At 52.8% G+C, this 11,765-nt stretch carries 14 protein-coding genes; 9 read left to right on the top strand and 5 right to left on the bottom strand.

The features are described 5' to 3' along the window. From ACT3R4_RS17645 to ACT3R4_RS17630, 4 genes are all read left to right on the top strand, one after another. Positions 1–424, top strand: a 424-nt coding sequence (locus ACT3R4_RS17645) for a hypothetical protein (RefSeq protein WP_496201263.1), incomplete at its 5' end; no start/stop codon positions are given. Beyond that, the gene (locus ACT3R4_RS17640) at positions 421–678 is read left to right on the top strand and encodes a hypothetical protein (protein ID WP_441680128.1); all 258 of its coding nucleotides are present in this window, start codon (positions 421–423) and stop codon (positions 676–678) included. The genes ACT3R4_RS17645 and ACT3R4_RS17640, both read left to right, overlap by 4 nt. Before the next feature lie 25 nt (positions 679–703). Continuing rightward, positions 704–2,179, top strand: coding sequence for a hypothetical protein (locus ACT3R4_RS17635; protein WP_441680126.1), 1,476 nt, complete (start codon positions 704–706; stop codon positions 2,177–2,179). A gap of 33 nt (positions 2,180–2,212) precedes the next feature. After that, the gene (locus ACT3R4_RS17630; RefSeq protein ID WP_441680124.1) at positions 2,213–7,528 is read left to right on the top strand and encodes an LPD38 domain-containing protein; all 5,316 of its coding nucleotides are present in this window, start codon (positions 2,213–2,215) and stop codon (positions 7,526–7,528) included. Here the strand turns inward: ACT3R4_RS17630 and ACT3R4_RS17625 are convergent, their stop codons facing one another. Next, on the bottom strand, positions 7,529–7,771 hold the full coding sequence (locus ACT3R4_RS17625) for a hypothetical protein (RefSeq protein ID WP_441680122.1): 243 nt from the start codon (positions 7,769–7,771) through the stop codon (positions 7,529–7,531). A gap of 86 nt (positions 7,772–7,857) precedes the next feature. On the opposite strand from ACT3R4_RS17625, the gene ACT3R4_RS17620 reads away from it, so the two are divergent. Continuing rightward, the gene (locus tag ACT3R4_RS17620) at positions 7,858–8,364 is read left to right on the top strand and encodes a hypothetical protein (RefSeq protein WP_441680120.1); all 507 of its coding nucleotides are present in this window, start codon (positions 7,858–7,860) and stop codon (positions 8,362–8,364) included. A 50-nt stretch (positions 8,365–8,414) separates the two neighbouring features. Here the strand turns inward: ACT3R4_RS17620 and ACT3R4_RS17615 are convergent, their stop codons facing one another. The 3 genes from ACT3R4_RS17615 to ACT3R4_RS17605 all read right to left on the bottom strand — a co-directional run bounded on the left by ACT3R4_RS17615 (position 8,415) and on the right by ACT3R4_RS17605 (position 9,618). Further along, a complete protein-coding gene (locus ACT3R4_RS17615) occupies positions 8,415–8,558 on the bottom strand; it encodes a hypothetical protein (protein ID WP_441680119.1) in 144 nt (47 codons plus the stop codon). A 94-nt stretch (positions 8,559–8,652) separates the two neighbouring features. Then, entirely contained in the window at positions 8,653–9,096 is a 444-nt protein-coding gene (locus tag ACT3R4_RS17610; protein WP_441680118.1) for a DUF2335 domain-containing protein, read from the bottom strand. 270 nt (positions 9,097–9,366) lie between these two features. After that, on the bottom strand, positions 9,367–9,618 hold the full coding sequence (locus ACT3R4_RS17605) for an Arc family DNA-binding protein (protein WP_441680117.1): 252 nt from the start codon (positions 9,616–9,618) through the stop codon (positions 9,367–9,369). A 97-nt stretch (positions 9,619–9,715) separates the two neighbouring features. On the opposite strand from ACT3R4_RS17605, the gene ACT3R4_RS17600 reads away from it, so the two are divergent. From ACT3R4_RS17600 to ACT3R4_RS17585, 4 genes are read left to right on the top strand one after another with little or no spacing between them, the layout of a single operon-like run. Beyond that, positions 9,716–9,874: a ribbon-helix-helix protein, CopG family gene (locus tag ACT3R4_RS17600; protein WP_441680116.1), complete on the top strand. Its 159-nt coding sequence runs from the start codon at positions 9,716–9,718 to the stop codon at positions 9,872–9,874. Continuing rightward, complete coding sequence (locus ACT3R4_RS17595) at positions 9,849–10,784, top strand: antA/AntB antirepressor family protein (protein WP_441680114.1); 936 nt, start codon at positions 9,849–9,851, stop codon at positions 10,782–10,784. Before ACT3R4_RS17600 ends, ACT3R4_RS17595 begins: the two co-directional genes overlap by 26 nt. Next, complete coding sequence (locus tag ACT3R4_RS17590) at positions 10,781–11,134, top strand: hypothetical protein (protein WP_441680112.1); 354 nt, start codon at positions 10,781–10,783, stop codon at positions 11,132–11,134. Before ACT3R4_RS17595 ends, ACT3R4_RS17590 begins: the two co-directional genes overlap by 4 nt. After that, positions 11,131–11,571: a hypothetical protein gene (locus tag ACT3R4_RS17585; RefSeq protein ID WP_441680110.1), complete on the top strand. Its 441-nt coding sequence runs from the start codon at positions 11,131–11,133 to the stop codon at positions 11,569–11,571. Before ACT3R4_RS17590 ends, ACT3R4_RS17585 begins: the two co-directional genes overlap by 4 nt. On the opposite strand, the gene ACT3R4_RS17580 is transcribed toward ACT3R4_RS17585, so the two are convergent. Beyond that, the coding region (locus ACT3R4_RS17580; protein ID WP_496201874.1) for a hypothetical protein at positions 11,560–11,765 on the bottom strand (206 nt) is incomplete at its 5' end. The genes ACT3R4_RS17585 and ACT3R4_RS17580 overlap by 12 nt on opposite strands.

Raw genomic sequence — 11,765 nt, 5'->3', positions numbered from 1 at the left:
ACAGCAACGCATCGACCCCAATCAAGCCATGCGCGGCGACCAAGGGGCGTCTCATCTTCTTGGCCAACTTAACCGCGCGCAGTGGGGGGATTGGCAGAACCGCTTTGCCCCCTACGTCACTGAGCTTGCCCGCGTAGCGCAAGACAACAACGCACCCGGCGTCGCAGGCGCTAACGCCAGTAACGCGGTAGGGCTGGCGTATGACAGCAGCCAGCAGGGCTTGGCGTTGCAGCGCCAAGGCTTTGGCATTAGTCAGACCCCTCAGCAGCAAGCCGCCGAAGAACGCCGCACTAACATCGAGCGCAGCGCCTCCATGGTGAGCGCTGGCAACGAAGCACGTATATCGGCCCAAGACCGCCAGGGCGCCATTTTAGCGGGCGGCATGGGCCTCTCCAACATTCCAGACAAGGTGATGAACTCATGAGCTACGGGCTATTAGGACTACGTCAGAAAATGGAAGGCGAAGCCATGCAAGGACTGAGCGACCTCGCAGGTCAGCAACGCCAAGCCAAAATGCATGAAGATCAAATGGCATCGGCTAAAAAAGCCCAGCAGATGCAGGCTGTGGGCACCGGTGCTGGTATCGGCATGATGGCGGGTGCGCAAGCAGGCAGCGTTGGCGGTCCGTGGGGTGCGGCCATCGGGGCGGGCGTAGGTCTACTTATGTCTTCATTTTGACTCGTAAGTTTATAGGAGGCGGGGCATGGCAGGTTTAGATATGCGTGGTTTGGCAGATGGTTTTGCCCAAGGGTTCGGCCTGATGAACCAATACCAACGCGGGCAGGCGGCAGACCGGCGGGCAGACGAGCAACTAAAAATACACCGCGATAATGCGGCATGGCAGCGTGAAGACGGGGATCGTCGTTTTGGCCTAAGCCAAGATCAGTTTGATCAATCTGTTACAGATTCTGATCGCCGCTTTGGTTTGGCCGAAAAGGGATTTAGTTTGCAAGAGCGTAAAGCTGAGCACTCCATGCAGACGGCTGATCGCCAGCTAGGTTTACAGCAACAGCAATTGGGCCTTCAGCAATCCCGGTTTAATGCTGAGCAAGAAGCTCAGCAGAGAGCGAGAGATCAGGAGAGCATCCATATTGCGCTTGCTAAAGCGGGCCAATTCGGCCCTGAGTCCCTGTCCGAAATTGAGCTTGATCTAATGCGGCGAAGCCCTCATGTCTGGCCGGTGTTTGATTCTAGGTCTGATGCTGCGATTCAGCGAGCCGCTGATGTATTTGATATTAATAGCCCGGCTGATGCCAATGACATGGAGTCGCTGGATCAAGTTAATCTGTTGCTTGATGACCTCATTAATGTAGGCGAGGGTGGGAAAAAGCGAATTTCTGGCTGGTACCCGGCACCAGACGGTAACAGCGTTACAGCTGAGCTTGAAATGACTCGCGAGGACGGCAGTACGTATCGCGCTCCGATGACGGAGGGGCGTGGCACTGAAGAAGATGCGATGGTCATGCAGATTCCTATAGAAAAAATAGTTAATCACATTCAAGGGATACGTGCGATTCGCAACGCATTCAATGCAGGCGGCCCCGAAGTCAAAAATAACGCCAATCGAATGTTGGCGATATTGCGCGGCGAGAAGATTGAGTCTGGGATGAGCCAGGATCGGCTGAATGACATTCTTGATCGTTACACCAAGGACCAAACCTCAATTCTCACTGACGATGCCCTCATTGATGCAACTGACCGTCAATCACGACTCAATGAGTTGGACGCAGTTTATGCGCGAAATTTAGGTGTTGATGCTCCAACTCTTAGTGAGGCCCGGCAATACACACAAAGCAGAGGATTATCGTTAACTCCTCAGCTTCTGCAAGCCGTGCAACAGGAGTTAACCTCCCAAGCCCCTGGTTTAGATGAAGGTGGTAATGAGGAGCCTGTGGGACTAAGCATTTCTGAAGAGGTCGAGCAGCGTCACCAGCAGCGTCAAAAAGCACGCGAGCAGCGCGCGCGCGTCAATGAGATTGATGATGTGCTTGGAGATATTGAACGCACAATGCAGCCGCCGCCCACCTATCGAGGCTCCATGCTTCATCGAACGCCTATTTCGCCTGAGCAGCGCCAAGCATGGCTACAGCAAATTGATGAACTAGAGGCAAGCGGCGATATGACAGATCGTCTGCGTGCTCGGGCGTTTAAAATTGCCGAGCAGTTACGCCAGCCATAACCCTTTTATTGTGCCAGCCGGGAGGCTCGCCGTATGACCGATATTAACCGCGAAGATTTGCGGCAGTTTATTCGACAACGCAAGGCGACGCCTGCTGTTGCTAGCGAACCCGTGCAGGATGATGAGCGCCGAGGCTTCACCGATGGCCTTCAGCAAGGCTGGCATGGGCTGAAAGCCTCAGCAGGTGGTTTAACCGCGCTGGCGGGCGAAAAGCTGGAAAGCGATGCGCTTTATGATGCGGGCATGGGACTTTATGACCGCGAAACAGCCCAAGCGGCGGAGCATGATCTGGGGTATGGGCTTAGTGATTTTTTCTCTGAGCGCGATGACTTGGAGCGAGACCCGGGATGGGGCGAGTACATTGCCCATAGCCTGGGGAGCATGCTGCCTTCGGTAGCGCTAAGCATGGGCACTGGCGGCGCAGGCGGCATAGCTGCCCGTGGTGTTGCGCAGGGCTTGACCCGCAATTTATCAGCACGCGGCGCAGCACAAGCCACCCAGGCTGGGCAAGTAGGCGGGGCTGTTGCGAGCGGTGCTGGCGAGTATACCGGCAGTTTATACGGTGAGCTGGGTGATTCAGATGTAGCGCTAGCTCATGGCGTTATTGCAGGGACGCTTGACGCTGTATTGCCTGCTGGCTTGCTGCGGACAATGTCGCCCGCCATGCGAAGCCAGGCCAGTAACGATATTACGCAGCGTGTACTGAAGGATGCTGCTGAACGTGGTGTGCTGGGCAATATAAAGCAAAGAGGTATGCAGGGCGCCGCAACAGAAGGCGTTACCGAAGGGCTGCAGTCCATTGTTGAGCAGCATGCGCGCTATTGGGTAGAGGAAAACGGGGAGTCATTGCTGGCCAACGCGCCAGACATAGATTGGCGCGGAGTCGTTGATGGTATGGGGGTTGGGGCTGTTGCAGGGGCGGGACTATCGGCACCATCAGGTGCTGTTGAGTCACGTAATGCACGTCGTGAACTGGACCAGCTGAATCAGCAAGCAGAGCAAAGCAGCGCGCCTGACCCCTTGGAAGAGGGGGCTGAAGGGGGAATTGACGAGGCGATCCCGGGAGATGAGGATGCCGATTCTAGCTATCAGCGGGCGAGCGATTTAGGTAACCGTATCCAAATGGCAATGTCGAGCGTTGATGATATTGCTGGGCGTGCCAAGGGGACGTTTGAGGCAACGACACGGCTGCGTAATGTTCGTCGTTTAATTGATGAGTCTGAACGTCATTTTGAGAATAACGAGATTGACCTTGCTGAAATCAAGCTTGGAAGGGCTCAAGAGATAGAGCGTAGTTTACAAGAAAACCTCAGCCGGACTGGCACAAGAGAGCGTCCAATTGAGGGCGAAGTTTATGATGAACCACCTGTTTCAGGACTACTTGGCCAAGACAACGCGCTAGGCCTGGAGGCGCCTGACCCTAACGTCATCAACATGGGCGGACCAACTGCCGACACCACGCATTACGAGCCGCAAGCTCGTCATGTGCGCCGCGATGAAGGCATGGCCGCTCAGCGTGAAGGTGCTGAACACCTGCGCACGCAGGTGGCAGGTCAGCACCCACAGCTTGTTGATAGCGGCATTGTCTATGGTGATGGCCCCGTTGCAGGCAATGCCAACACTGGGCTTGATCAGCCATTCGCTGATCCTCGCTTTCAAGCATCACCTGAAGCCGCCTCACCGCAACGCGAAGCGATAGAAAGCCAGCAGGTAAACGCGCCTACTGCCGAAACAGCGCCCATACTAAAAGCCGATAGCAAGCCGTTCCAGACCCGTCGCGCTGTTGAGTTATCCAAACGTTTCCGCGATACGCCGAATGCTCAGCCTGTCGAGGTAGAAGGCGGATGGGGATTTTTAGCGCCCACTGAAACCGAAGCGACTACGTCTCAGGTACCGCGCTCGCCAGGCGCTACTCAAGGTCAAGATACAAGTATTTCACCCCCTGAATCACAAGTGCAGGCACCCGCAGATCGCGCTGAAGCTGAGCGCGTATTCAGCCAGCAGGGCTACTCCCTCAACCCTGAGCCTCGCACCCCTAACGCGGCGCCCATTCGCTCTGAAATTGAAGCTTCTATTCGTGACATGCCGGAAATGGCGGGCACCAGGGTTGTTCAGAGTACTGCCGAGCTTCCGCCTTCTGCTCTTATGGGCATGGCACTTCGTGGCGTTAATCCTTCAGACGTGCGTGGCATGTTTGTTGGTGATGAGCTTTATGTGGTCGCGGATAACGTAGACAGCGTTGAGGACGGCATTCGTACAGCGGTACATGAAGCAGTAGGCCATAAGGGGGTGCGTGGTGTATTGGGCGACGAGCTAGATACTGTTATGCGGCAGGTCTATAACTCTTTGCCATTAGATCCGCGCGGGCGTGAAGCGTTTAATGAGGTGTTGGAAAGCTACCCATTCCTTGATCGGTCCAACCCTGAACATCAGGTGATGATCGCTGAAGAGATGGTTGCACACCTTACTGAGAAAGGGTGGCAGCCTAATGTGCTGCGCCGTGCGGTTGCAAAAATCCGCGAACTGTTACGTCGGTATTTCCCTAACATGAACTGGACCGACGCTGATGTTATGCAGCTTTCCGAGCGTTCGCGCGACTACCTGCGGCAACAGCAGCGTGATACAGAGAGCCAAGGTGAACCCCATGAGCCTTCTGCGCCAAATAATGGCCAGCAAGGTGACGATACGCTGTTCAGTTTACGCAACGCCTTTGATGACTTTAGTGATGCTGACCGCTCAGCTGCTGAAAAAATAGGACGACCACCTACTACGCGCCGCCTTAAGGACTATTTAAAGCAGCGTTGGGATGGTATCGGGGAGCGCGTAAGGGTAGGTGCTGTTGATCAATATGCGGCTCTTAAGCGGCTGGATGAGCAGGTACACGGTAAAGATATGGCCGAGGAAAATATAACGGCCAGCAGTTGGGTGCTTGCTCGTATGTCGAGCGCGGCCAATGGGGCGCTGCATACCATGATGACAGCGGGTCGGCTTCGCTACATGGAAGATCAGCGCGTTATTTCTACGCGGGAAGATACGCGCGGACTTGGCGAGGTGTTGGGCGAGCTGGGTAGCCCCGCTGAAATTGAGCGCTTCTTCGGCTGGGTGGCAGGCAATCGATCAAAACAATTGGCCGATCAGGGGCGGGAAAACCTTTTCGAGCCAAATGAAATTGAGGCCATGACCACTTGGAACCGGGGGCGATTGGCTGATGGTCGTTCCCGTATAGGTGCCTATGCCAGCGTGTTCCGGGAGTTTCAGCAGTATCGTGACGATGTTCTCTCCATCGCAGAGGAGACGGGGGTAATAAGCAGTGATGCACGCACGCTATGGCGTGATGAATTTTACGTGCCTTTTTACCGGGTGCAGCGTGATGAGAAAGCGCCGGCAGGACCGATGCCCGCGGCTGGTTTGTCGCGACAAAAGCAGATGAAAAAGCTTAAAGGGGGGAAAGAAAACCTTAACGACCTGCTTGAAAACACGATGCTAAATTTTCATTACTTGCTTGAAGCCTCGCTCAAGAACAGGGCCGCTTCCCAAGCGCTTGATAATGCCCGGCAGGCGGGTATTGCCCATCAGGTACCTGAAAGCAACCGGGACACACAGACAAGCACTTATGTGCTGCGTGATGGTAAAAAAACGTATTATCAGGTTGATGACCCGCTCGTTTTTAATGCACTGACAGCGCTCGCTGACCCTGGCATGAATAGCACCATGATGCAGTTTATGCGGCAAATGAAACGTATCTTTACCGTTGGCGTAACGGCAACGCCACAGTTTCAGGTTGCCAACCTGATGCGCGATTCTATGCAGGCGGTGGCGACATCCCCTGTGAGCAAGAACGCCTTCGGTAACGTTATCAAAGGTGGCATGGCGTATCGCGACGCCAAAATAAAAGCCAAAATGATGGCGGCAGGTGGGTCGTTTCACTTCGGGCATGTATATGGTTCCAGCCCTGATGAGATACGGGCGCAGATGGCGAAGGTGCGTAGTGAAACCTTTACCATCAATAGCCTAAAAGACATGAAGCAAGGCATGAATCGCTTAATGGCCCCTTGGCAAAAGTGGACGGAGTTCAATAACTTTACAGAAAACATCAACCGTGCCCGTATCTATGAGCAAAACGCGGCAGAGCGCGGGGAGCTTTATGCCAATTTTCAGGCACGTGACCTGATTGATTTTGGTGCGCGCGGGGCTTGGCCTGCTATGCGCATCCTCACGGATATTGTGCCGTTTTTGAATGCTCGGATTCAGGGGTTGGACAAGATTTATCGGAGTGGTATCAAGCCTGGCACAAACGTGGTGGCGGCAGCATTTGGCTATGGTCAGCCGGGCGTGAGCGATAAGCAGGCCGCCGCCCGCTTCTGGGCCGTTGCGGGGGCAATGTCATTGGCATCCGTTGCGCTCTACTTGAATAACCGAGAAGAAGAGGAGTTTAAGAAGCTGGAAGATTGGCAAAAGGACAGCTACTACCATTTCTTCTTTGGGGACACTCATATCCAAATACCCAAGCCGTTTGAGGTAGGGGCGATTACCACGCTAGCGGAGCGCATCACAGAGCAATTTGTAGACGATGAGGCTACTGGCGATCTCTTTGCGCAGCGCTTGGGACACATGCTGACGCAGACCTTTTCCTTCTCGCCAGTTCCTCAAGCGGTACAGCCCATGCTTGATGTTTATTCAAACCGTGACGCCTTTACAGGCCGCCCAATTGAAAGCATGGGAATGGATCGCATGTCTCCAGAGTTGCGGCGCAGGGAGTCCACGACGAAGCTTGCTTCAGGCCTTAGCCATGGGCTTAATGCTACGGTTGGTGGTATTGGCGACCCCGACGACAATCCTTTTGCGCTAAGTCCTGTACAGGTAGATCACTTGATCGGTGGCTATTTGGGACAGCTAGGCAGCTGGGGAGCGGGTGCCATTGATATCGCCTGGAATACGGCGACTGGCCACGATACTCCCGCGAAGCGTTGGTATGAATATCAACCTGTTCGGCGTTTTTACCGAAATCTGGGCAATGAGGACACCTACACCAAATACGGAACTGTATTTTATGATGCCTTGCGGGAGGCGCAGCGTGCGCATACCGACATGCGAGAGCTAAGGGAAATGGGTAGGCTGGAAGAAGCTCAGGCGCTGGCACGCAATAAGGGCGACCTGCTGCGCTTAAGGCCAGCGTTGAACAGCGCCCAAACACGGCTTCGTACCATTGGCCAGCAGATTGAGGAAACGCAGCGCTCAGCGTTAAGCGCCGAAGAAAAGCGCCAACGTATCGACCGCTATAGAGCGATTCGCAATCAAATCCAGAAAGCGTTAGGCGAGAGAGTGGAACAAGCGCGTCGGGCTGGCTGATTAACGGCGGCGCTTACCACCTGTAGCGGCAACGCCCAAGAAGAACAGGGCCCCAAAGAGTAGCGGCGGGTAGTTAATCAGCACCGCCGCCACCAGTACAAAACCGGGAATAAACACGTAGCTAATGATCAGCCAACCACGCAGGGTCTTCCAGTGGTAACTGACTGTGGTCATCACGATCAGGCCGAAGAGGCCAAAACCTAGTATGACGGCGAGAATGTCGGCAGTTTCGGGTGATAGCATTTTAGGCCTTTCCTTTATGGTGTGGACGCGCGGGCATTAAGGCTTATACATTTGAGTTTGGGCTCAATCTAATTAAGGGAATTATGATGGTAGTTAGAATTACAGCTGCTGGGGCAGCCATGTTGCTATTAATTGGGTGTGCAAACTCTACGGGCGGATCACAAAATGTGGGCTGGCATAAAACAGGCGCTTCCAGTCAGGAGTTTTATAAGGATAGGGCAAGCTGTGCTGCAATGGCAGGGCCTGCTAACCATCAAATAGTCACTCCTCAGCAAACGGGATATGGCAGTTTAAGCTCTGGCTTTCAGCAAGGCTGGAATGCCATGTCTGCTGCTAATGCTGCGCAGTCTAATCAGCGAATTTTTGAAGACTGCATGAGAGGGAACGGCTGGTCTTTGATGACAGCCAGCGAGTCCAAGCGAAGAGATAGAGCACACGCCTCAACGCAAAGCCAGAAAGTAATAAAAGAAGATGCGTTCTGGGGGGGGCTTGAACAGCGAGTGCCAAATTTTAGAGAAATAAACGAGCAGAAAGCTTTTCACGACTGGCTTGCGCAACGCAATAATAAGAGATGGGTCTTTAGCATTTGCTAAAAACACTAAGCCACCGTACTCGGTGGCTTAGTGTTTATCATGTTGCTTACTTAAGCAATACGCTTACTGATCCAGGATACAGCACTATCAGTCAGCGACTCTTTGCCGTGGTGCTCACGGTGCTGACTCCAGATCATTCCACCTGACACAACGGCAAGACTTAGTAGCATTCCAGCAAGTAAAAATTCATTCATAATATACCTCGCCTTTGAAATTATTTTCTTGCTGCTTATCTGTGGCGTGCATTCAGGGCAAGCAGGCATGAGTTTAGGCAATTGCGAGGGCCTGCTATTGCTTGCTGCGCACCTTAATAAATACAGTGGCTACCGCTGCAACGCCACCAAGACCTAACGCTGATGCTGCAAGCTCATGGCCTTTTAACCCTAATAGAGCAGTGATACTTAGAAAGGCCACCCCAAGTCCAAAAGCCATCCATTGTCCACGCTGGATTTCGCCGATACTCGCATCTTGCGCGCGAACATCAGAATCGGCGATTCTTTCGTTTACTTGGTTTTCTTTCACTTCGCTCGAATGGCGATGTTCTTGCTCTTTCTCAGCCATTGCCAGGATACGTTCGGCAGAACCGGGAGCTATTTCTTCATACTTCCTCATTTCTGAGGAGGGAGGAAGGGGGCCTGAATAGCTCATCTGTTGAGCTATTAGACCCATTTGTTCGGGGGAAGACGAAGGGGCGTGTTCTACTTCACTCGGTGAGCTGGAGGTGTCTGCCATGCCGTTCCATTGCCTTCTTCATGTCCGTGCCAACGCGCATAAAATCGTCGCTCATAGCTTGTTTGTCATCCTTTGGCGAACTTATGACTGCCTCGAAACGACGGACAGGCTTTATGTTGCCTCTTTGTGCAGCGGAGACGCTTACTACACGAGCAAAGTGACCCGCGAAATTCTTAATTTTGAGACTCATAATTTTGTTACCTCGTAGCCTCCTAACAACATAGCGCATTTTGCTACATCTTAGATAGCGAAAAGCGGTAAAGGTTTAGGCTACTTATCGTCTTTCCGCTTGATGTCGAAGTTATTTTTCAGGTCTTCAAGCATCTTTCCGAACTCCCCTACCACTTTCTCAAGCTCATCCTCGACTTTATCCGGGCTACTTAAAGACAGCTCGAAGCTTTCCTGTAGGCGAGCGACGATCTCCGCTGTCTGGGTGCGGCGATTTTTTTTGGCCGCCTGCTGTATACGCTCCTTAAGGTCAGGTGGTATTCGCAGGTTTATCTGGGGGTCATCTTTTCTCATGCGCTAAATATGTAGCACGCTGCTATTGCGGTCAAGGTAGCAGCGTGCTACCTTGGGGTTGTTGGTAGCATGGTGCTACCTGCTGTAAGGAGTATTTATGGCTAACGCTAACCCGCAATTCAACCTTCGAATCGATCCAGAGCTAAAAGCTTGGCTCGACGCTAAAGCCAAAGAAACTCGCCTTAGCCGCACGTGGCTGGTCAACAACCTTATCCGTGAAGCAAAGCGCCATGATGAAGAAAAAACAGCAGCCTGAAACAAAAGAAGCCCCAGGTGCGGGAACACCTAGGGCTTCGGATACACAGAACCAACCCATCAAAGAAGGAAACTGCGCCATGAATAATAGCACTAATGCCATCATTATCGCCATTGAAGCTGCCACCATCGGCGGCGAAGCCATTAACACCGTAAATGCGCGGGATCTACACGAATTTCTTGAGGTTAAAGCTAAGTTCACCACCTGGATTCAAAGCCGTATCAAGCAGTACGGTTTTGTCGACGGACAAGACTTTGTGGCGCACGAAATGGAGCCCGGGAAAGGCTTTAAGATGGGCTCACAAAAAAATGAAGCCCTACAATCAATCACTTATGCTGATAACTTTGGACAGCAAGGAAGGGTCGAGTATCACATCTCTCTCGACATGGCTAAAGAGCTATCCATGGTCGAGCGCAATGAGAAGGGTAAGCAAGCCCGGCAGTATTTCATTGAGTGTGAGCGGCGCGCTAAAGAAGCCATCTCATCACTACCTGATTTTAGCAATCCAGTTATTGCCGCCCGGGCTTGGGCTGACGCTAAAGAGTCAGAGCAAAAAGCAGTGGCTCAGCGCGACCAAGCGATTGCCACCAAGGCTCAAATCAGCAGCAGCCGCGAAGCTTCGGTAATGGGAAAACTGTCCGCTGCCTCCCGTAAAGTGCATAAGCTAGAGCAGGAGCTAGGCCGAAATTCGACTGAGGCCACGGTAACCGCCGTTGAAAAAGCTATGGGCTGTAAGTATGGCAAGCAGGGCTTTCGGCCTCTGAAGAACTGGTGTAAGGAAAAGGGCATTACCCCAAACAAGGTACCGTGTCCCCGTTACGGCGAGGTAGTGGCTTGGCCTGCTGAGGCATGGCAAGCATGCTATGGCGTTAAGCTGGAAGAGCTGTTTGGTCGGGAGGAAGCGGCATGAGTAACATCATCGACTTTAACGCTCGGTCAAAGCTTGGATTATGCGATATGTGTGGCCGCCATGAGCCAGGCATGCAGTTGGTAAAGGATGAAGAAGACAAGGATATTCCTTATCGCAACCGCTGTGTTAGCTGTATTAGTGAATGGGGAGGTAGTGACGACTGCTTTTCGCACGTAATGGGCAAGTGTGACCCTGTCATTGACTTGGATACTCGGTGGCAGCTCCTTGCGTTGCTCTCTGGCATGGTTAGGCTTCGTGATAGCAGCGGCAGCACCGAAGTATCTAAGTTGGTCGGTCAGCTTGGTAGAATCATTGAGCGCCATGAGCCAGCCCTAGGGGGTGATTCATGAACCGCCTAACCTACGCTAACGACCTGCTGCGAAACGCAATCAGCCTGCTCACGTCACTATCAGCGGATGTAGAAGATATGCACTATGGGGCCCTAATGGGCACTATCCAGCAACTGGAGTTACTGCGGGAAGCTATCAACCTAAAAGCCTCGGTATTAACTGCTAGTGAGGCACTGCAAATAGATGTGGTGTCTATGCTGGGACACGAAGCGATTTCGTTAAATGTTGCAGAGCTGCTTGATAATTATGTGTCGGTTCGCCTCAGCGGTCTTGAGGCTGCTGTTCTCAGCGTGCAATCTCGTTACCTGGATGCAGATGATAAGCCCTTAACCATGATTGGGCAGTCCATGTTTGAGGCGCGATGCTGGATAGGTGCGGCGGCCTATGCGGTGAATGCTGAATTGAATGCACAGCTAAGTGTTCGCTTAGTGGCATGACAGCACTAAACGAAAGTATGAGCATAGTCCTATATCGTCTAGATAGAATTTGCGCACAAGGTAGCTGGCATCTAGGCTGAAGTTGTCGGTGGCAGGAGAGCCACTGGAGAAACGGAAGTCACGCTCAGGAAGGGCGGCACAAGCTAGGAAGGCAAAAGATAAATAAAACGTCCCAGCCGGGGCGTTTTTTTTGC

Source organism: Halomonas sp. AOP7-E1-9, assembly GCF_052376035.1.
Taxonomy (GTDB): Bacteria; Pseudomonadota; Gammaproteobacteria; order Pseudomonadales; family Halomonadaceae; genus Vreelandella; species Vreelandella citrativorans.
The sequence above is the reverse complement of the archived record's forward strand: the minus strand, read 5'-3'. Positions and strand labels throughout refer to the sequence as shown.